This is a genomic window from Aquimarina sp. AU58 (genome assembly GCF_900312745.1).
Taxonomy (GTDB): Bacteria; Bacteroidota; Bacteroidia; order Flavobacteriales; family Flavobacteriaceae; genus Aquimarina; species Aquimarina spinulae.
On the sequence record NZ_OMPD01000014.1, the window covers coordinates 3,160,936 to 3,182,857 of the forward strand.

The following is a 21,922-nucleotide window of genomic DNA, read 5'->3' on the forward strand; positions in this document are numbered from 1 at the left end:
ATTCTAGACAAACAAGAAGATTTTATCTATTATGTAAAATCGGTATTAATAAATCTTTGAAAATCTTTTCTGTATTTTTCTGAAACTGGAATGTATTTATCCCCAAATACAATACGATTACGTTCTATGGTCGTTATCATCTTTAAATTAACAAGAAAAGAACGATGTACACGCATAAAGCTTTTTTTAGACAACTCTTCTGCTAAAGATTTCATGCTTTTTAAAGTGAGGATTGGCTTTTCAGAATTAACCGTGTAGAGTTTTAAATAATCTTTTAAACCTTCAACATAAATTAAGTCTTTTAAATTTATCTTAATTAGCTTGTAATCTGACTTTACAAAAATATAATCATCTATATAGTTTGTTTGAGTTGAGTTGTTAAGCATTAATTGTTTTGCCTTATTCGCAGCAGAGAAAAACTCAGGATAACTAATTGGTTTTACTAAGTAGTCAATAGCATTAACTTTATAACTTTCGAGTGCAAATTCTTCAAATGCAGTTGTAAAAATAACTTTAGTGTTTTTATTTAAAAGTAGTTTAGAGAATTCAATACCAGATAGGTTAGGCATTTGTATGTCTGTAAAAATCAAATCAACCGATTTGTGTTCTATAATTTCCATTGCAGCAATCGCGCTATTGCATTTAGCAATCAATTTTAAAAAAGGTGTAGATTTTACATAACCTTCTAATAAATTAAGAGCCAATGGTTCGTCATCAATTAAAACACAAGTAAGTATCATTTTTTAAAATTAAGTATTAATGTTGCAATATATTCGTTGTTTTCTTCTCTGGTGGTTAATTTAAATTTATTAGGATACAATAATTCTAATCGTTTTTTTAAGTTCTCTAACCCTATTCCAGAATTGGTAACTTTTTCTTTTTCGGGAAAAGAAGAATTAGTAACAGAATAATTAATACAATCATTTTCTATTGTTAAGTCAATGTAAATAAAGCTTGGTTGTATAGCATCTATACCATGTTTAAAAGCATTTTCTACAAAAGAAATAAGAAGTAATGGAGCAATTTGTATAGGTTGATTAATTATAGGAAAACTCTTTTTTAACGTTAGATTAGCAGATACTCGCAATTGCATTAAATCTATATAACGTTCTAGAAATTCTATTTCTTTTACAATAGGAACTTTATTAATTGATGCTTCGTGTAATAGATAACGCATCAGTTTACTTAGGGTGTGTATTGACTCTTTAGCCAAAAAAGGAGAACTATCAATTAATGCATAAATATTATTTAAGGTATTAAATAGAAAATGTGGCTGAACTTGATACTTTAAATACTTAATTTCAGTATCTAACTGTGTTTGTTTTACTTCTTGTAGTAATATTCTATTTTTATTAAATCTTGAATTTACTTTTAAGCCAACGCACATACCAATACTTAAAATTATAGGTAACATTAATTGAACAGTGGTCATAGCGCCACTTCTTACCTCTCGTATTAATTCTCCATTAATTGTTGGATGAAATACATTTGATTGTAACAGTTTTTTTAATAATACATAGAGTATAACAATCAAAAAAAAATTTAGAATATAAAATAACACCTTTTTACTTTTAAAAAAAAACTGATCAACTAGTACAAAGTAATTGAAGTAAAAAGCAAGAAAAATACTTGAAATAGACAGCCAATTTCTATTAATAAGATATTGCCCGTTTGGAATATGATTTAATGAAGCTATTGGATATATAAATACAACCAGCCATAAAAAACTGTGTAATATTATTTTTAAATAACTTTTCTGCATACCATTTTGATAAAAAACTAAGGTAAGCTAAACAAGGTAAATATTTGTAATCATATAGACGGTCTTTCTAATTTTATAGACGATTATTATAATTCTATCTATATTATTCCACACAGATTATACTCCTCTCCTATTTTTTAGTCAAAATTGCACGAACCCAAAAACACCATTATGTATATTTGTAAATGAGCATGAGAGTGTTAGCAAAAAATATAACTTGTATAAACCTCAAATGTCTTTTTTAGTATGGAGAAACCAGTAATTGAGTTTATCAAACACATAAGGCAATATAGTACACTTTCAGACGAAGCAGAAAACGCTATTGTAGTACTAGCTCGTAATGAGATTTTAGCTAAAGGTACCATCTTAAGTAAAGAAGGAAAAACATGCAAACGTCTCTATTTTTTAAAAAATGGGACGGTTCGTACCTATTTTTATCAAGACGGAAAAGATATTACACATTGGATTTATCCAAAAAACAATATGGTAACTTCCTGGCATAGTTATCTTTCGCAAACACCATCAAAAGATTATATCGAAACTACCGAAATCAGCGAGGTTATTTCATTAACCTATACGCAATGGCAGGAATTATATACAACTTTTCCAGAGTTAGAACGTTTTGGACGCCTACTCATAGAAGAACAAATGGCATTGATAGATGATTTTTATAAAGGCTATTATTTTTTATCGGCCAAAGAAAAATACCAATTATTAATAAAAGCAATTCCTAATATAACGCAAATTGCCAATTTAGGACATATCGCTTCAATGTTAGGTATAAGTCAAGAAACATTAAGTAGAGCTCGAAAGTAGATTTTGACATAAGTCAAAAATAACACTAAACGCTCTGATTAGTTTTGCCTCATAATCTTCATAAACCATTTACAATATGAATACTAATAATTTTATTTGGGCAGACTTATCCAGTTACAATCTTGATAAAACAAAGCAGTTTTATGAAACTGTTTTTGGTTGGAAATATTACAATACCGATAATTATTTAATTGCATATAACAGTAAAAAAGAAACTGTTGGTTTATATCAAACACCACAGAAGTTTCAAGATATGAAAATGCCATCTTTTTGGATGCCCTATATTCAAGTAGAAAGCGTTACAGAAACTATAGAAAAAGCACGTAAACTAGGTGGGATTATAGAACTGGTAGATACCAAAAATTCTATTGGTAGCATCGCTTTAATACGTGATACATTAGGTGCAGGGTTTACTGTCTATGAAGGCAATGCATTGAATTCGAGAACTAAAAATAAAGAAAACACTTTAATTTTTAACGAATTACATGTGTCTGACATCCAAAAAGCGATTTTATTTTATAAACAGCTTTTTAATTGGAAATTTCAAAAAGTGAATGATAATAGCTTCGAGATTTATAACTTAAAAAATGAGCATATAGCAACTATTAATGAAATACCTAACAGTATAAAAAGTAAATACGAATATTGGGTATGCACATTTGGTGTAAAAGACCTGAAACAATCACAAAAAACTATTGAAGCAAACGACGGAAATCTAATTCTTGATGAAGGTAACCGGTTATTATGTTCTGATGGAACTGAAGCCTTCTTTTACATACAAAAAGTATAACTTCTTACTAGGAAGAACACTATCAAAAACTTATAAAAACATAAAAAAATGAAAAATTCAACATTATTGTTCAGGAGTTTAGCCGTGGTTATCCTACTTGCTGGTAGTGCACACTTGGCAAGCTATGCTTCACAAAGTTCAAACGATACATCTCGAACTGATTTAGAAGAAAACACTATTTCTCAATTTCCTGATGAGAAAAAGCAAACCATAGAAAATGAAGGTGATAATAAAGAAGCTTCTAATACTTCTACAAACTATTATAATAAAGAGACAGATTATATTATTGGCAATTGGAGAGTTACTTATCACTCAAAAGAATTTATGGGTGCGATAGTATATACTATTAAAAAAGAAGACAATGTATTTAATGCCTATACCTACCAATATGAAGACGAAAGTGGAAATAGCAAAAAAGCCAAAGGCACAAAAGCGCTTATTATAAAATCATTTGATGGGTATAAAGGAAAAGGGATCTATACAATTGAATATAAAAAACAAATGTATGATATCGAGTGTGCCATTGATATGGTTGATGAAAATACTTTTAAACTAAGCTATGACTATTATGGTTATAGCGATGTAGAAACTTGGAAAAGACAATAAATCATGATTGAATTTTTATCAAAACAACTAGACTGGGTCGATGTTAATTACTGGTTTTATCTAATTAACGATTTAAGTTTACTGTACATCATTATTCCGTTTTTTGTATTAGAGCTAATTCGTTATGCATGGCAAAAGCGCTTAAACAAAAACCTAGTTTTTGATAGTATTGCTAATATAATTACGTTTGGTGCATTTCTTCTTATTGAAATTATCCTTGGAGTTTTAGCCATAACTAAACTTTATTATTGGTTATATAATAATGCCAGTCTACCGCATTTAGAATTAAATTGGGCAACAATTATTTCTTGCATAGTATTAGCAGACTTCGCTTATTATTGGGAACACCGTATGATGCATCGTATAGGTATTGGATGGGCAACACATACTGTACACCACAGTTCACCACATTTTAATATGTCGGTAGCCTATCGTTTTGGTCCTTTAGATGCTATAATGCCAATTCTTTTTTCACTTCCATTAGTGATGTTGGGATATGATCCTATTTTAGTATTATTATCTGAAGTATTTGTACAAGTGTTTCAAACCTTATTACATACCGAGATTATTGGTAAGTTCACAAGGCCAGTAGAATTTATTTTTAATACACCATCACATCATCGCGTACATCATGGCTCAAACAAGCAATATTGGGATAAAAACTATGCCGGAATTCTTATTATTTGGGATAGAATGCTTGGCACATTCGAACCCGAAGTCGAAACCGTAAAATACGGTATTTCAGAACCCTTAAATAGTACCAACCCAATAAAAGTATTTTTTCATGGAATAACTCGATTGTTTAAAAAAATGGTTGGTGTTGAAGGTGTCAAAAACAAACTTCTGGTCTTGATTAAACCACCCGATTGGATGCCAAAAAGTTAAACAACAACCTCTTGATTTACTTAAATTACCATCTACATCATAAACCTTAGGTAATTATAGAGGAATGATAAATTATAGAAATTTCAAATTAGTTAAATATCTATTATATAATTTGCCAAAAGGTACTTTAGACGAGTTTTGCATCAATTAAGTTCAAAAAAAATCTATCAGGATGACTTTAGATCTAAAGAATTAGAGTGCAAAAATGTTTCTACACTTCGACGGTTTTAAGTAAAAACATGTTCGGTATCAACTCAGGAGTTATGTTGTTTTATAAGAAATTAGCTTTCAACTTTTTCCAAGTGGTCTTTAGAATCAAAAGAGATAATAAATTTGGTTCCGACACCTAATTCACTTTCACAGTTAATTTCGCCATCCATCGATTCGATATATTTTTTAACGATGGATAATCCTAATCCAATAGATGCCTCACCTTCTGTGGGTTGTGCGCTAAGTTTCTGAAATCTACCGAAAAGTTTCTTTTGATCCTCTTTGCTAATACCAGGTCCTTGATCTTCTACCACAACATATGTTTTAGCGTCATGAGATTTTACATGTAATATGACTTCACTTCCTCTTTCAGAAAACTTGATGGCATTAGAAACCAGATTTTCTAAGACCTGGATCATATAGTTTTTATCCACTTCTACAAAGTGACTTCCTGGTTGTGATGTAGTGATCATTTTAATCTCTTTATCCTCGGCGGTAAGACGAAAACACCTTACCACATACTTCACCAATTCTACCAAATCAAGAATTTGATTCTTTAATTTAACCCGATTTGTTTCTAATGCATGTATATTTAAAATACGACCAATCATCTGTGAGAGACGATCTGCTGAGTTGTCGATTTCGGTTAAATAGGATACCTGATCTTTAGTCAAATCTAGAGAAGTAATATCAATTAATTGTAGCAATAATCGTATATGACTCAACGGAGTCCTAAGATCATGAGCAACTATATTGACTAACATATCCTTTTCCTTGTTCAGGTTAACTAGTTCTTCATTTCGAATAGCGACTTCTGCTGTTCGTTCCTTGACCTTCTTCTCAAGTATTATATTTTGCTCCTGAATTAGTCTTTCATTTTCTTTGGCTGCCAACAGCGCTTCTAACTGTGCATCTTCTTTTTGTTTTTTGTACATATTAATTCGATCACCCAACGCAAATGAAAGCAGTAAAACTTCGAGAGCCGAACCAATCTGCATCGCATTTAAATACGTCATCACAAAAGTTAGATTTAAAGACTCGAGAATGGCAAAACATATACCAATAATAAGGGCACCCCAGGCTAATAAATAATATTTGGCCGGGCGATATCCTTTTAATTTAAATCGAATACCTAAGATAAGAAAGTATGATGCCATGATTAACAGTCCTCCTTGTGATAATTTTAGGCCTTCTATTTTAAAACCTAATAACACAAGAGCACATACCAAAATACCAATAACAAGAAATACCATGGATCCCTTGTGCATAGTAGAACCTGATTCTTTGGTGTTTAAAAATTTTTGGGTAAATAAAGTGGCAGTAATCATAGTCAAGCCAGAACTAACAACCACAATTTGATTAATGAAAGGGGTATTAGGCCAAAAATATTCAAAGAAATAGCCAAATACTGAAGCCATAAACCAGGTAATACTAAATACATAAGCAATATAATAGAGGTATATTCTCTCTCTGGTCGAAAAATATAAAAAGAGATTATATAAGAAAATCAAGAGCATAAACCCAAAATAGATCCCCTGCAAAAAGTCTAAATCATGCTCATAGTCCAAAAAATTGGGAAGTGTTCCCACCCGAAGCGGAAAAAACAAAGGTTGATCACTCTTTACCCTAAGGTAAAAAGTTCGTGTACTATTTACATCAAAATCAAGAGCAAATAGATAATTACCTACTTCAATTTCCCTGGTATTAAAGGGTAAGTCATCACCAGTATGTCTGGTAGAAATTAATTGATTTGTCTTATCAAATTCATAAAGTGATATAGAATCTATGAACGCCGAACCTACATTCAGATAAAAATCGCCCGGTATAGTCTTAGTAATTCTAAATTTTAACCAGTAAGCAGAAGCTGTACTGGAAAAATTTATAGTTTCCTGAGTACACGCTTTAAACCTCGTTTCAAGGCTATTATCTATAATTTCTTCAATAGATAGTTTAAGTGAAGTATCCTCCAGATACTGCGTTTGTTTACCTATATCTCGCAATTCTGTCGAATCATCATCTAGAAGAATAGTAGTTTGACTAAATACATTAAGGGGAGACAATAATATAATCAATAAAAACCCCAAATAGTATTTAAAATATGTTGTCATTCTTAATGTTTAATAGTTTGAGAAATCATTTTTTGCTCAACAAGGAAATTTAATGCATCATACTACTTGAATTTCCTAAAATATCTATTGTATATAATAATTTTACTTGTAAGTTTATAAACCTTTTTACTAATATATGAACAAACTCGAAATACTTAAGGAAAAAGCCAAAGGAATTGTACTTCATGCCTCCGAAACTCCGCAGAATCGCTATAAATTACGTTACGAATTCTATCAAAAATACGGAGAACCTTTCATTAATGGAAAAGAAGGACTGGGAAATTCTGAATTAGCATTTATGGATTGGGAAATAAAAAGGGGTACACTTAATTCTATAAACGTGCAACCCCCTGGTAGTCTGTGGTGGAGATCAGTAAATAGTCATTTTTTGTATCTAGCGACACTTGCACAATTAATCTATGAATCTGGTGAAACGTTTCCGGATCTACCAGTTCCTGTCAATTTTTGGTTGGAGTATATTCATACTCCCAATGAATGTTCTTGGTATCGTGCTCATAACTCTAGTATCATTGCTGGGTACCAAGTAGCCGATTCGTTAGCATTTAAAGAAAATATTTATGAACAATATTTTATGAATATCGTGCTTTATCGCGTATTGTATGCTCAGTCAATGGTTGAAGGTGTAAGTTTTGGAATTTTAGGCAAAATATTTGGCAATCCGCGAGGAGCTGCAGTTTCTATCCTAACAGATATCGAAGCTTTTTATCCAAGTCATTATCCATTATCTAAAAAAGACATTGAGTATGTTACGCATCGTGCACATAATCTAAATGGATTAATTGAAGATGTTTTCGACAAGCTTTTTATCATACCACATTTAGATGAGTTATATACCGAAGCTGCCAAATGGAACAACTCTCCCATAGTATTAGAGTACATCAAAAAAAATAAACCGCTCTATCCGATTAGTGAGAGTGAATTTAGTTCAGCACATTTCAATACAAAATTAACACCTAAGAAAATCCATACTCTTTAAAATTAATAAACCAATGCAAAACTCAGAAAACAAAAAGAAAATAGCCATACTAGGTAGTGGTATGTCATCACTAACAGCCGCTTATGAACTTAGCTCTTACGAAAACTGGAAAGATCATTACGATATCACCATTTATCAAATGGGTTGGAGACTAGGAGGAAAAACCGCTACGGGTAGAGGTCCAAATGAAAGGATTCAAGAGCATGGTATTCATATTGCCCAGGGATGGTACGAAAATGCTTTCCGATTGATCCAGGATTCTTACAAAGAATGTGAGCAACATAATCTAATGCTCGATAGTCCCTTTAAATCCTGGGAAGAAGCTTTTGATCGGGAAGATACCACCCTACTCACCCACTTTGATCCTAAAACAAATCAGTGGATTAAAAAAAATATCATTTTTCCATCTAATGAGTATATACCTGGCCAGGGTGGCCCTTTGCCTTTTTCGGCCATTATTCACAAAGCAGTAGGTCTAGTCTCCGAAATTTTGTTTGGTACAGATCCAAATAAGGATAATCTGGTAAGCATGGTTTCTGAATCTGCTAAAGAAATCAAACCACCTGAGCATCATCCGCTTTGGGCAAGTTTTAAATCTAAATTTGAAACGTTTGTAAAAGATAAACTCTTTAAGCATGAAGGTGAAAAACTATTGAATTATATATCAGAATTGGTTCAGAACCTGACCAGTGAGGATCACGATCATGCACAACGAAAAGAGCATCATTCTATGATCAAAGAACTACTCGACTTACTTTCTAAATGGGTAGCTAAACTTATTGATTCTATAGCAGATCACAACGAGTACTTCTATTGGTTAGCCGTATTTGTAGAATTTGGTTTAGTCAATATGAAGGGAACATTTGAAGATGTATATGACCCTGAAACTCATGAGTTAGATTATGAACGTATCAATGATTTAGATTATCGTGAATGGCTTAAAAACCATGGAGCAAGTGAACGATTATTGAGTTCTGCTATGGTAAGATTTCTTTACACAGGAACCTTTCACAACCTTACAGGATCTAATCACCAGGGTAGTTTGGCAGCTGGAGTAGGGCTTCATTTTCTAACAAATTCTGCAGGGTATAAAGGATCTTTTGTATGGAAATTCAAAGCAGGAACTGCAGATACTATGATTACTCCAATTTATTTGGTCCTTAAAAACAGAGGTGTGAAATTCAAATTCTTTCATAAAGTAGAACAGGTACATTATTCTGATTCTAGAGAAATAGAAAAGATATCTATGGCCGAACAGGTCACCTTAAAAAATGGGACGTATACCCCTACTTATAAATTCAAAAATCTGGATGTATGGCCTGGAGAGCCACTTTATGATCAAATAGACGATCAACAGGCCAAAGCACTTAAAGAAGGTAAATATGATCTTGAAGAAGCCTGGTGTGGTTGGGAGAATGTTGGCAAAATATCTTTAGAAAAAGGTAAAGATTTTGATGATGTGGTTTTAGGTATCCCTATTGATGTATTGGGTGGTGATGAAGGGATCTGTAAAGAGATTATTGATAATAATGAGGCATGGAAGAATATGTACAATCATGTTAAAAGTATCCCTACCATGTCTATGCAATTATGGATCAAACCTACATTAAAAGAATTAGGTATGAATTTGCCCGATTGGGGATTTCCTGAAGGGTCATTACCCAACCTGGTTACGTATGCCGATCCTCAATATTCGTTTATAGATATGTCGCAGGTGATGCCATATGAAAATTGGAAAGGTGATGAACCCGGGGTATTAATATATTTTACAGGATCGTTTCTAGATCCAGAAGTAATACCTCCATACTCAGATCATAGGTATCCTCATGAGCAATTAGAACGTATCATGCGTGTTTCAGAACAATGGTTAAAAGATAAAATGGGATGGTTTTTCCCGAATGCTACTACTCTGGAGTATCCGGAAGGAATGAAATTGGATGTAATTCATGATTTCTCGAAAAATGCCAAAACTGATTATAGTAGGTTAAAAACACAGTTTTTTCGTGCTAACGTAAACCCAACAGATCGATACACACTATCACTTCCTGGTTCTAATAAATACCGTCTTAAAGCTAATGAGTCTGGTTTTGATAATCTTATCCTTACCGGAGACTGGATCAATTTTGGTGTTAATGTAGGGTATTATGAAGGAGCTATCGTTGCAGGTCTTCAAGCGGGTCAGGCAATTAGAGATAAACTTGAATTACCAAGTGAAACAGAAATTTTTTCTGGAGTAAAATTGAAATAATAAAACGAAATACTTTCACAATACAAAAAGGTTGATTACAAGTTGTAATCGACCTTTTTTATGATTATAATCCAGAAACCCACAGGATAAAATATTAGATATAGATAAATAATTATTCTTAACCACAGCCTTTATAGGCGATAAAAATTATGATGCCAATAATAATCAACATCATTGTTCCACCTCCTCCTGATGAATTATTTTTATTTCCTCTTCCATAATCATTTTTGCTTCGTGACCGTTGAGCATCTTCAAAATCATTTGCTTTATCCTCTCTTTCAAACCAAGAATCTCCCATATCTTATATTTTTAATATTACTAACAAATAGAATTCATCTAAAACACGTATTACACAAATTGATAATCAAAAAAATGGGGAATAAAAATGACGATTGAAGTACCCAAAATTAGCAAGTACGTATTGGATATAAAATAAGTAAAAACACTTGTTTTTTATATTAACAAATTTTTGAAAAATTTCTACATTAATAAAATTACATCATTTTTATATCCACAGCACACTTATTTCTATAGTCTCTTATCCCTCTTTTCAAGTTTATCTACAGTTACTCTATTTTTATATACGGATAGCTTCTAAACAGCTCTTTTTTTGATAAGAAAATGATAATTTGATTATATTTCCAGTTATGAGTTCTAACAAAAAAAGAAGCCTTAGTCATATTATATTTTGGGTGGGAATTTTTCTTTTCTACATTTTTTCTTCTACTAATCCAGAATTGTTTGAACAATCTATAGAAACAACTTTGCTTAAACTCCCAATATTGATGATAGCTGCTTATACTTTCAACTATTGGCAAATACCACACTATTTAAAACATAAAAAATATGTTGCTTTTGGATTATCTATGATTTTTATGATTATCATATTAGTGCTACTATTTCGTATAATGGGATATTATCATCTGGACAAATATTGTGCAGATGGTCCTTACCCATTAATCAGTTTAGACGATTTTCCTTTTTATATGCTGTCCTTTCATTTTCCTGCCTTGATCATGTATTTCTACAAGACTAATAAAGAGCAAGAATTAGAAAAAGAAAAAGTGTATCAATTAGAAAAAGAAAAAATAGCTACAGAGCTTAAATACTTAAAAGCGCAGTTAAATCCTCATTTTTTATTCAATACACTAAACAACCTATATTCTTATGTGATTACCAAATCTCCTAAAGCGCCGGATATGGTATTACAACTCTCAGAAATTTTGGATTATATTTTATATAGAAGTCAGCAAACATCAGTTCCATTGGTCGAAGAGATTCATACTATAGAAAATTATGTAGCGTTAGAACGAATTAAATATGGTAAACGATTACATGTTGTTTTTGAAAAAAATCATTTTAAAAATGAACAACCAATAACTCCTTTATTGCTGCTATCTATTGTCGAAAATGCTTTTAAACATGGAGTTAGAGGGAATATTAAAAAACCAGAAATAAAAATTACGCTTGAGCAATTTGACGGATATATAGAGTTTGGTGTCTGGAATACAAAACCTGAAACCGAATACAACTATAAAACAGAAGAATATAAAAGCGGAATTGGCCTTGCTAATATCCAACGGCAACTGGATTTAATCTATCCCGAAAAACACAAATTTGAGATTGATGAATCTGATATATTTTTTAGTTTAAAACTGACTTTAAAAACAAATTAATATGGTACGATGTTTACTTGTTGATGACGAATCTCCTGCAATTGATTTGCTAAAAAATCATATAAAAATGCTTGATGATCTAGAAATTGTTACCAGTTGCTATAGTGCTGTAGAAGCTTTTGAGGTCATCAAAAAAGAAGAAATCGATTTGTTATTTTTAGATATTGAAATGCCCGTTTTAAAAGGTCTCGATTTTCTAAAAACATTACAACACCCCCCTAAAGTGATTATTACCACAGCCTACAGAGAATATGCAATAGAAGGATATGATTTGGATATTATAGACTATTTATTAAAACCTATTTCTTTTGATCGGTTTGTAAAAGCCATTGATCGCTATTATGAAAGAGTACAATCTCCTCCTTTGGCTATTGTCGAAAAGAACGATACATTTTTTTATGTAAACGTGAATAAAAAACATATTAAGATCGTATTTGATGAAGTTTTATATATCGAAAGCCTAAAAGACTATGTGAAAATCCATACTACTCACCAAAAATTGGTCGTTAAAAGTAACATTGGTAAAATAGAAACTCAACTCCCTTCAACTCTGTTTCTACGTACCCACCGTTCTTATATTGTTGCTATTGATAAAATCACGGCGTATACACAAAAAGATATAGAAATAGATACTATAGAAATCCCAATCGGATCTAGTTACTCTGGCAAAGTCTTCTCTTTATTATCACATACTTAGACACTTTTGTAGTTTTTATCAATGGTTAGTCTAGCATCATCTATTTTTTAAAAATAGTATTCATATCGAATATAATTTTACCATAAATTAATTAAAAAATGTAGATATGAACATGTTTAAACATCTAAGTATTTTTTTACTTGTAGTGAGTTTTTCATCTTGCCAATCCCAGAAAACAGAACGCGAAATTGAGGACGATTTTGTTAAAAAGTATGCTCCTTCTAATTTAAATACTCATGGGTTTACCCTGCCTGTAGACTCAAAAGTATCAGAGGTACATCAACTCTTTAATGATCTTGAAGCAAATTTCTTTTTTTATGGAGATAAAGAAGAGTTTGAAAAGAAAGCGGCAAAGATTATGAAATTAGACCCTAATTACCCTAGTGGTTTTTTAATGGGAGGGTTTTACGAACAAGACCCAGAAAAATATAAAGAAAAAGTAACTAAAGCATTTGAACTCTCTAAAGTAACAACATTAAAATCAGAGCGAGATATTATGCAAGCAGAGTATTATCTATTGGTAAAGGAAGACTACTCTAAAGCTCAAGAATACTTTCAAAAAGTAGTGAATATGTATCCAGACAGCGCTGCGGCTGTTTGGTCTTTAGGTATGGCATATTATTACAATAGTGAATTTGACAAGGCCTTAGAATGCTACAAAAAGAGTACAGAATTAATACCAAATCTACCCAAAGGCTATGAGTTTATGTCTGTTATGTATTATGAAAAGAAAGAATATAAAAAGGCATTAGAATATCTTGAAAAGGCCAAAAAATATGGGGCCAACACCAAAAATGACATCTATTTTGCAGAGTATGAGCATATTGTTTACTACAAAAATGGGTTTTATGATAAAACAATGAAGTCTATTGAAAAAGCCTATACCTATGGAAAGTATTTTAAAAACAGTGAAAGTCTAAAAAAAACATATGAAGTTGCTAAAGCAAAATTAGATTCGATACAATCATCAAAATTGTAAAGTATAATGTAGTGAATAGTTAAAAATGGTTATTTAATAACCTTTGAACTTCGGTATCAAAGGTTATTTTTTCTATACAACGATGGTGTTATACCTTCAAATTTCTTAAATGCTCCATTAAAAGAGGAAAGACTACTAAAACCTGTATCAAAAGCAATTGATGAAATCGTATATTTATCACTTCCTGCACTCGAAAGTAGTTTCTTTGCATCTTGAATTCGATAATAGTTAATAAAATCGTTGAAATTTTGTTTGGCATATTGATTAATAACCGATGAGGTTAGTTGTGTACTTTTTCCTATCATTTCACTCAGTTTTGCCAGAGATACATCTGGTTCGAGATATAACTTAGAATCAATAACCAATTTTGAAATCTTATCAAATAAGAGGTTATTGTTGTTTGCTTTAAACACGTTACCATCCAAATCTGTAACTTTAAGTTGGAATGCCTTATAGCTTAAAAAATAGATAATTACCGAATATAATATTGGGCCTACAATATAAGGTACTGTTTCATCTAATATGTTTAGAACATAAGATCCCCAGATAACCACAAAACCAATAATCAGGAAGTGTAACCAATGTAGTACAGCACTACGAGATTTTGTTTGTTGTTCTTGTTTATAGTGCTTCTTTGCACGTTTTAAGATTCTCCAGGATAAAACTATATAAAAAGCGAAATGCAGATATATAAAAACAAGACCACTCGAAAAAATGATAATAACCAACTTGCTGTTTTCATACCATTCTTTGGTCACAAAAAGACTAGCGATAAAAATCAAAGCAAATGGAATGAATTCTGAAATGTAATACTTGGGTAATTTAAAATTAGGACGTGTCATTCCTAAAATATACCACCTTAAAAGTGGTCCGATTAGTAAAAGAAATGCCAATCCTATAAAAATGAATACCGGTTCTAAATCATCACCAAAATTTAACATAACCGATTTACCTATTCTAAATGCCATACATACAAGAATCAATCCCAGCAAAAGGTTACTCAGTGTCTTTTTCTTTTTGAAAACAGTTAAATAAAAGGCAAACAATACTCCATGCAAAAGCCCTGCACTACTAACAATAACAAGTAATATATCTAAAAAACTCAATGGAATCATTTTTTCCAAATGTAGGGATATTTAGAATTCAAAGAAAGTACAAACCAAGTATTGATTTGTACTTTAAATCTAAGACAAATACTACTTATGCTATAAACCTCTATATGTTTTTGGATTCTCCTTTTGCATATGATGTTAAACTAACAAGGTTAAAAAACCGTCCAATACTACCTCTCATGATTGCAACGGCACCATGTACCGCTATAAGTTCTCTGGCCAAAGGTTTATTTTCTACAGTAGATATTTGCTTAATTACTTCTTTGGCTTTCTGAGTACCTCCTTCTTCATAAGCTATTAATACCTTCATTGCATTTTCTTCGGCTGTGATTTCTCTATGTTTTGGTGTATATCCCAATGCCGAAATCATCGTTTCGGCTAATCCCCATGTTGACCAGGGATTTTGACCTGTCACTAAGTTTTGATCACGGCTAATATGCTCTAAATACATAGCTCCTTTACTAAAACGTGCACCCTGAGCTGTTAATTTATCTTGTAAAAAAAAGGGAAATATAGTCTCAGCATCAGGAATGAGTAGTAATTCCTCATCATTGGTAAAGCTACTCACTTTTTTGTTTTCCAGTAGCGGGCGACCAGTATCGAGAGTTACATTTACCAAAGCTGCCGGACCATGACATACCGCTCCTATAACCTTATTTGATTGATATAAATGACGTACAATATGTTGAATAGCCTTGTTTTCTGGGAAATCAAACATTGCCCCTTTTCCTCCTGCAAAAAATACGGCCTCATACGCTTCTGGGTTAATATCTTTTACCATAATAGTATGTTTTACTTTATGTTGAGCAATGCTATCGTTTAAAAATGCATAATCATATTTCCCCATGTCATCATCATCGATCACAACTGGTGGCTCTCCTCCTAACGGACTTGCAATATCAACTTCAAAACCATTAGCCATAAACACATAGTATGCACGCGATAATTCGGTTAACTCATATCCTGTACTTTTATCGGTGCTTCCCATAGTATTTGTACTTGTCACTATAGCCAAAATCTTTCCTCGTGGGGGCTGAATGTCTTCAGATAAATATGGTAAATCAAATGTTTGTGTCGTAGATACGTCTGGACCTATTTCTTCTGATGAGGGTAATAAACTTATAAACCACCAGCCAAAAATAAAAAGTAAGACGATTACACTGCCAAGGATAGTTAGACTCCACTTAAGGATTGGATATTTTTTAAACATAATATGATTTTTAGAATTACAGTGCGAAGTACTACCAAAATCACTGTAAAAACTGTCGAAATGATAATTCCGTCAGACTAAATTATGTTTTGAATACCTTATGTAGTAATTAGATAAGTAAAAAAGAGACCCTCTATAAAGATGATCTCTTGAATATTCTAAAAATAAATTCAATTAGAATTTTAATATTATTAAAAGAGATGCTAGCATATATAATGACCGCTCCAAGGTATATAACAACATACCTTAACACCATCTACATATATAAATGAACCATCTCCACCGCATGGACGACTTGGGCCTGCGCCTCCATCAATACTTTTTTGCTCATTTTTAGATAACTCTTTAGCTCCTGTTACATTTAAAAGTGCTTTTTTCATAATTCAGAATTTTAGGTTTTAAGAATGTTTTTTGAATAGAATTTAACTCTAAATTTAATGTTTTTTGGTGTGATATTCTATCACATTAATTAAACTTTAGGAATTATGTTACAAACGATCATAACGTAAAAAACCTATCACCAAAATGATAGGCTTTTACTGGTAGAATTGGCTAATTCATTACCATATACAGTTGATATGGTATTACCGTTGGATTGCGTTCCTTACCAACGTGAAACTTTTATTTTGCTAGTAATTCTCTTTTAAATCCGTTATTAAATTTGACATTTGTAGTGGTTTGTACATACAATACTTTACCTTTAATATTTCCATCCCAATCTGCTGGAATTACTTTTCGCTTTGCCATAAAAGTATATCCGTTCACGGTTTCATATTCTATTTCCATAAGAGATATCCCTAATGCACTTCCTTTTACAGTAAACAAAAATCTATCTACAAGAAAAGTAGTTGGATTAATATACAGTACAAAATCATCCTGAACATCCCCGATTCCTTGTTCAAAACCTATTTTTACTATTTTGTAGTTGATCTTGTTATGTACTCTATCAGGCAGCTGCGTATACACAATACCTTTATCTAATAACTTAGGCATCATGGTAAACCAGTAATAATTAGCTTTACGCAAAAAATCAGAACTTCGTAATGTTCGTGTATCTGTTATCTTAGTGTTTTCAATAGTTATCCACGAATTACCTGTACTTTCGTAATATTGGGTAACTATTCCTTCCTTCTTAGGAAGCACAAATACATTATGTGTCTTATATTGTCCCCACGACACTTCTCCATTAAAAATATAACGCTCTACAGAAATATCACTTTTTCTAGTCTTTGGACTATAAAAATCATAGGTAAACTCAACATCTTTTAGCTTCTTAAGTAGTTCATAACTTCCTGTTTTAGCAACCATTTTTTCTATTAGCGCTTTAGCAGAATCATTACTTGATAATTCCTTTTTTTGAGCAAAGGTTATGTTAGCCAGTATACAGGCTATACCTGTAATGTATATTTTCAATTTCATAATCTTGTAATTTTATAAGAATTTATCAGCTTTTTCATTTTTGTCACGTTTTTTACGTTTTAGTCTTTTGTTTTTTCCTCCACCAAAACGGTAAGAAAGTCCAAAATAAACAGATTGGCTATCTCGCCTAAACTCACCATCTTGAATAACAGTCCTATACGCTTCAAAAGCAAACCTTTGTGTTCTGAAAATGTCATTAAAATTAACACTAAAAGTTCCTTTCCCTTTGGCAAAATTGTAACGTGCACCGGCATTTACGAAAACATTATCCTTTAATTCGTACTGTAATATTTTTTGCGGACCACTATAAAAAGTAAAGATTTGGAATGTTAAGTTTTTAGAAGCTTTAAAACTATTATTAAGCCTAGCATTTAATAAAGTATTATGAACTTTTACATTTTGACCTTCAATAACTCCTTTTTGTGTTCTGGTGTACACATCAAAGTTTGCATTAAAATTCCACCATTTTATTGGTCGGTAACTTGCAGAAAATTCAACTCCATACGCATCATTACTATCAAAATTTGCATAATCAAGAATGAGTAGTGTTGGATTGTTTTGATCAAAATAGCCTATTCTATTAATCTCATCATTAATTTTTCTATAAAAACCACCAAACGTTATATTGCCTTTATTTATTTTTCTATTATAATTGAGTTCGACAGAATTAGTAAACTGCGGCCTTAAGTTTGGATTACCAACGATAATAATCTGCGGGGTACTAATCCGTCGTATAGGATTAATCTGGTTTAGTGATGGCCTATCAATTCGTCTACTAAAACTTAATTGATACGAGTTTTTTTGTTCTTCATCGGGTGTGTATTTTAAAAATCCAGAAGGAAATACATTAAAAAGGTGATCTTTAAAACTATCCTGTGGTTCCTCTACTTCAATAAATTGAGTCGTTACACTATAATCTTCTAATCTAACCCCTACATTATATTGCCATTTATTAAAGTTTTGACTAAAAGTTGTATAAAATGAATAGATATCTCTATCATAAGAAAAGGTTGAATTTCTAAAATCAACACGACTCGTTTCATAAGAATTATCGGTACGTCGAAGACGTGTTTCTACTCCAATTTCTACGATTGATTTCTCGCTAAGAGGGTTTACATAATCAAGATTTACTATCGTATTTGTTCGTTTATCATCAACAACTTCGGTATAATTGTTTACAGGTGAATTTCCTGCAAACTTAAAATCGTTAGCAATATCACTTTGTAGCGTATTATAATCTAATTCGAGTTCTATAGTATGTCCTTCTTTAGCAAACGAGTGTAGAAAATCAACATTATAAGTCGAATTTATATTATCTCTATTTATCGTATCATATTGTATGAAGTTTGAAGCAGTATCATTAAAAAAAGTAAGTGTTTTTTCACCTTCTAAATCTGCACTAAACAAATTTTGATTGGTATACACCGAAAATGTGTTTTTTTCGTTAATGTAATAGTCGACACCTACTTTAAATAGATGTGATGTACGACCATTATTATTTTTGGTTAACTGATTCGTTTGTTCTATAGTTCTGGTAACAGTTCCATCTGTTATTTGCGTCCCGAAACGATTGCCATAGCTCCCGTAAAAATTAGTTTTCCCTGTTCTGTAATTTAGACTCAGCGAATTATTAAATCGTGCCTTTTGCCCAAAAGTTACTCCAGAGTTTATGGACCCGTTAAACCCTAAACGAGTACTCTTTTTTAGGATGATATTAATAATTCCACTCATGCCTTCAGGATTATATTTTGATGAAGGACTTGTAATCAATTCTATGGTTTTAATTGATGTAGATGGTATTTGTTGTAATAGATCGGTAGCGCTAATATTGGTTGGTTTTCCATCAACCAGAATACGAACATTTTCATTACCTCGAAGAGAGATTTCGCCATCTTGATTAACACTTACCGAAGGAATATTACTCATAATATCACTAGCCGAAGCACCGGCAGTGGTTAAATCTTTTCCGATATTAATAACTTTTCTATCTATTTTTTGTTCAATAGTCGAACGTTCGGCTGTAATTTCGACTCCCTCAAGAGCGACAGCTTCTTCTTCTATTAAAATGGTCCCAAAATCGATTTTATGGTTTGATTTGGTGATTGTAACACCCTTTGTAACTGTCTTGAACCCAATAAACTGAACTTCAAAATCATATGCTCCAAAAGGAATTTTATCTACAAAAAATACCCCCTTGTCATTTGTAATCCCACCAGTTGCGATCTTATCTCCAGATTTAACAATTACGTTCACATAAGGTATAGGTTCTTGTGTATTTTGATCTAATATTTCTCCTGTAACTGTACCCGATTGTCCATACATACCTATAGAAATAAGGAAAAGGAATATAAATGCATGCTTTCTATTCTTTAAAAGGTAAAGTAACATTGTTTTCATAAAGTTCATTCTCAAAAAAATTATGGTTTGAGCGGCTAAATTATAAGAAGAGTAAACCCGTATAAAAAAAAGCAGACGGAAGCAGTATAAGCGATGCTATAGATTGGGTTACAGCCGATATATGAATTTGTCTACGGGAAATAGATTTTCGGCACCACAAACCCGCAGTTTGGTATCCTATACTAACTTGGGTTCTTTAAATTTGTACCTTTACAATCAATAGAAATAGAAAACGATATGTTACATAAAATCCAAAGCTTTCTGGAAGTTTCAAGATTCAAGTATCTTATATTTGGGCTTTTGATTTTTGTCTTTTCCGCTTCTGCCTCTAGTTGGTATTATTCTACAACTGAAGAATTACTAATCACTTATAGTATAAGGGTTATACTACAAATTGCTATGTCCTATGTGATTATAGAATTTTTAATTCTACATCTTTTAAATAAGGGTAAGGTCTTGATTTTTTGGATATCGATCGTAATAACATTGCTTACTTTTTACCTTATTTGCACCTTAACGTATATGTATTATTTTGAGCCTACCTTCCCTGCAACGTATGTAAATTATATAAAACGTTTTACCGATACTTCACTGTTAGGGAGATTTACTAACATAGGTGAATTTATATCAAAATCATTGTATTTACTATATCCAACATTCTTAATCCTGGTATTAAAACTTTATACAGAGAAGCAACGTTTACTAAAGTTAAATGAACAGAAAAAAACAACCGAGCTTGCTGCATTAAAAAATCAATTAAACCCCCACTTTTTATTCAATACATTAAATAATCTACATGCATTGGCATTAAAAAAGTCTGATGACACCACCAAAGTAATCCAAAAGCTTTCTAATATCCTCGATTATATCTTATATCGCTGTAATGAAAATTATGTATCATTAGATAAAGAGATTGATTTAATCGAGAACTATTTATCCTTAGAAAAAATCCGTTATGCCGATAGAGTAAAAATCTCATTTAGTAAAAATGTAACAGGACAAGAAAAAATAGCTCCTTTATTATTGCTCACATTTATCGAAAATGCATTTAAACACGGTGTTAAAGAAGAAATAAATCAAGCAAGTATCGAAATCAACATCTCTAAAAAGGGAGAGCAATTAGTGTTTAATGTAAAAAACAGCAAGCCGATGGGAGTTAATATTTCTATGAATAAAGATTCTATAGGGCTAAAAAACATAAAAAAACAATTAGAATTACTGTATCCCAAAGCATATGATTTGATTATTGAAAACAAATCAAATTCATTTTCTGCTAATCTTAAATTAGATATTATATGAGCTATACATGCTTAGTTATAGACGATGAACCTTTAGCCAGAGAATTAATCGAAACGTATTTAAATAAGCTTCCGGATTTTGAATTAATTGCTTCGTGCTCAAGTGCTATTGAGGCCAGTTCGATATTAAATACAACAAAAATAGATTTACTTTTCTTAGATATTGAAATGCCTATACTAAAAGGTACCGATTTTTTTAAAAACCTTGTATACAAACCTCAGGTAATTTTTACTACTGCTTATCGTGATTATGCAGTAGATGGATTTGAATTAAATGCGATAGACTATTTATTGAAACCCATATTTTTTGAACGCTTTTTCTTAGCCATTCAGAAGTTTTTGAAACAGGAAAGAAAATCCATTTCGTCTGATTCATCAGAAGATACTACTCATAAGAAAATAGAATTTGTTTTTGTAAACAAAGCCAAAAAACAAATAAAAGTACTTTTTGATGATGTTCTATATATTGAAAGCTTAAAGGATTATATTAAAATTCATTTAGAGAATGAAGCACTAACGATTAAGGAAAGTATCTCTAGTTTCGAAAAACGTATTGATAAACGTTTTATTCGCTTACATCGTTCTTATATTGTAAATAGTGAAAAAATTACAGCATATACTAAAAATGATGTAGAAATAGGAAGAATTGAAATCCCTATTGGAAACAGTTATAAAGATAATATGCTAGCTTTTTTTAAATGACTTGTATAAA

20 protein-coding genes are annotated in these 21,922 nt (G+C 31.5%); 11 read left to right on the forward strand and 9 right to left on the reverse strand.

The window, feature by feature from the left end:
- Nucleotides 1-29 precede the first annotated feature (29 nt).
- Both DK441_RS25035 and DK441_RS25040 read right to left on the reverse strand, forming a co-directional pair.
- Nucleotides 30-740: a LytTR family DNA-binding domain-containing protein gene (locus DK441_RS25035; RefSeq protein ID WP_109853279.1), complete on the reverse strand. Its 711-nt coding sequence runs from the start codon at nt 738-740 to the stop codon at nt 30-32.
- Nucleotides 737-1,534 carry a sensor histidine kinase gene (locus DK441_RS25040; RefSeq protein ID WP_160112277.1) on the reverse strand — a complete coding sequence of 266 codons (798 nt, stop codon included), beginning with the start codon at nt 1,532-1,534 and terminating at the stop codon, nt 737-739. The genes DK441_RS25035 and DK441_RS25040 overlap by 4 nt, the downstream gene beginning before the upstream one ends.
- Before the next feature lie 474 nt (nt 1,535-2,008).
- On the opposite strand from DK441_RS25040, the gene DK441_RS25045 reads away from it, so the two are divergent.
- The 4 genes from DK441_RS25045 to DK441_RS25060 all read left to right on the forward strand — a co-directional run bounded on the left by DK441_RS25045 (nt 2,009) and on the right by DK441_RS25060 (nt 4,859).
- On the forward strand, nt 2,009-2,578 hold the full coding sequence (locus DK441_RS25045; protein WP_109853281.1) for a Crp/Fnr family transcriptional regulator: 570 nt from the start codon (nt 2,009-2,011) through the stop codon (nt 2,576-2,578).
- A gap of 76 nt (nt 2,579-2,654) precedes the next feature.
- Nucleotides 2,655-3,368 carry a VOC family protein gene (locus tag DK441_RS25050; RefSeq protein ID WP_109853282.1) on the forward strand — a complete coding sequence of 238 codons (714 nt, stop codon included), beginning with the start codon at nt 2,655-2,657 and terminating at the stop codon, nt 3,366-3,368.
- Nucleotides 3,369-3,416: 48 nt separating this feature from the next.
- Nucleotides 3,417-3,974: a hypothetical protein gene (locus DK441_RS25055; protein ID WP_109853283.1), complete on the forward strand. Its 558-nt coding sequence runs from the start codon at nt 3,417-3,419 to the stop codon at nt 3,972-3,974.
- A gap of 3 nt (nt 3,975-3,977) precedes the next feature.
- On the forward strand, nt 3,978-4,859 hold the full coding sequence (locus DK441_RS25060; RefSeq protein ID WP_109853284.1) for a sterol desaturase family protein: 882 nt from the start codon (nt 3,978-3,980) through the stop codon (nt 4,857-4,859).
- Nucleotides 4,860-5,140: 281 nt separating this feature from the next.
- Here the strand turns inward: DK441_RS25060 and DK441_RS25065 are convergent, their stop codons facing one another.
- A complete protein-coding gene (locus tag DK441_RS25065; protein ID WP_109853285.1) occupies nt 5,141-7,177 on the reverse strand; it encodes a sensor histidine kinase in 2,037 nt (678 codons plus the stop codon).
- Between the two features lie 136 nt (nt 7,178-7,313).
- On the opposite strand from DK441_RS25065, the gene DK441_RS25070 reads away from it, so the two are divergent.
- Together DK441_RS25070 and DK441_RS25075 are read left to right on the forward strand one after the other, a co-directional pair.
- A complete protein-coding gene (locus DK441_RS25070) occupies nt 7,314-8,174 on the forward strand; it encodes a hypothetical protein (RefSeq protein ID WP_109853286.1) in 861 nt (286 codons plus the stop codon).
- A gap of 13 nt (nt 8,175-8,187) precedes the next feature.
- A complete protein-coding gene (locus DK441_RS25075) occupies nt 8,188-10,422 on the forward strand; it encodes an FAD/NAD(P)-binding protein (RefSeq protein ID WP_109853287.1) in 2,235 nt (744 codons plus the stop codon).
- Nucleotides 10,423-10,540: 118 nt separating this feature from the next.
- On the opposite strand, the gene DK441_RS25080 is transcribed toward DK441_RS25075, so the two are convergent.
- A complete protein-coding gene (locus DK441_RS25080) occupies nt 10,541-10,720 on the reverse strand; it encodes a hypothetical protein (RefSeq protein WP_109853288.1) in 180 nt (59 codons plus the stop codon).
- A 349-nt stretch (nt 10,721-11,069) separates the two neighbouring features.
- Between DK441_RS25080 and DK441_RS25085 the strand changes: the two genes are divergently transcribed.
- The 3 genes from DK441_RS25085 to DK441_RS25095 all read left to right on the forward strand — a co-directional run bounded on the left by DK441_RS25085 (nt 11,070) and on the right by DK441_RS25095 (nt 13,774).
- Nucleotides 11,070-12,098, forward strand: coding sequence for a sensor histidine kinase (locus DK441_RS25085; RefSeq protein WP_109853289.1), 1,029 nt, complete (start codon nt 11,070-11,072; stop codon nt 12,096-12,098).
- 1 nt (nt 12,099) lies between these two features.
- Nucleotides 12,100-12,795 carry a LytTR family DNA-binding domain-containing protein gene (locus DK441_RS25090; RefSeq protein WP_109853290.1) on the forward strand — a complete coding sequence of 232 codons (696 nt, stop codon included), beginning with the start codon at nt 12,100-12,102 and terminating at the stop codon, nt 12,793-12,795.
- Between the two features lie 106 nt (nt 12,796-12,901).
- Complete coding sequence (locus DK441_RS25095) at nt 12,902-13,774, forward strand: tetratricopeptide repeat protein (RefSeq protein ID WP_109853291.1); 873 nt, start codon at nt 12,902-12,904, stop codon at nt 13,772-13,774.
- Between the two features lie 56 nt (nt 13,775-13,830).
- Here DK441_RS25095 and DK441_RS25100 read toward each other — a convergent pair whose 3' ends face one another.
- The 5 genes from DK441_RS25100 to DK441_RS25115 form a co-directional block, all read right to left on the reverse strand.
- Nucleotides 13,831-14,889 carry an AraC family transcriptional regulator gene (locus DK441_RS25100; protein WP_109853292.1) on the reverse strand — a complete coding sequence of 353 codons (1,059 nt, stop codon included), beginning with the start codon at nt 14,887-14,889 and terminating at the stop codon, nt 13,831-13,833.
- A 100-nt stretch (nt 14,890-14,989) separates the two neighbouring features.
- Entirely contained in the window at nt 14,990-16,096 is a 1,107-nt protein-coding gene (locus tag DK441_RS25105; RefSeq protein WP_109853293.1) for a type 1 glutamine amidotransferase domain-containing protein, read from the reverse strand.
- A gap of 203 nt (nt 16,097-16,299) precedes the next feature.
- On the reverse strand, nt 16,300-16,476 hold the full coding sequence (locus DK441_RS26830; RefSeq protein WP_160112278.1) for a hypothetical protein: 177 nt from the start codon (nt 16,474-16,476) through the stop codon (nt 16,300-16,302).
- Nucleotides 16,477-16,717: 241 nt separating this feature from the next.
- Complete coding sequence (locus DK441_RS25110) at nt 16,718-17,515, reverse strand: DUF6503 family protein (protein WP_109853294.1); 798 nt, start codon at nt 17,513-17,515, stop codon at nt 16,718-16,720.
- Nucleotides 17,516-17,527: 12 nt separating this feature from the next.
- Nucleotides 17,528-19,912, reverse strand: coding sequence for a TonB-dependent receptor domain-containing protein (locus DK441_RS25115; protein WP_235015832.1), 2,385 nt, complete (start codon nt 19,910-19,912; stop codon nt 17,528-17,530).
- A gap of 237 nt (nt 19,913-20,149) precedes the next feature.
- Between DK441_RS25115 and DK441_RS25120 the strand changes: the two genes are divergently transcribed.
- Together DK441_RS25120 and DK441_RS25125 are read left to right on the forward strand one after the other, a co-directional pair.
- Complete coding sequence (locus DK441_RS25120) at nt 20,150-21,211, forward strand: sensor histidine kinase (RefSeq protein ID WP_109853296.1); 1,062 nt, start codon at nt 20,150-20,152, stop codon at nt 21,209-21,211.
- The gene (locus tag DK441_RS25125; protein ID WP_109853297.1) at nt 21,208-21,912 is read left to right on the forward strand and encodes a LytTR family DNA-binding domain-containing protein; all 705 of its coding nucleotides are present in this window, start codon (nt 21,208-21,210) and stop codon (nt 21,910-21,912) included. Before DK441_RS25120 ends, DK441_RS25125 begins: the two co-directional genes overlap by 4 nt.
- Nucleotides 21,913-21,922 lie beyond the last annotated feature (10 nt).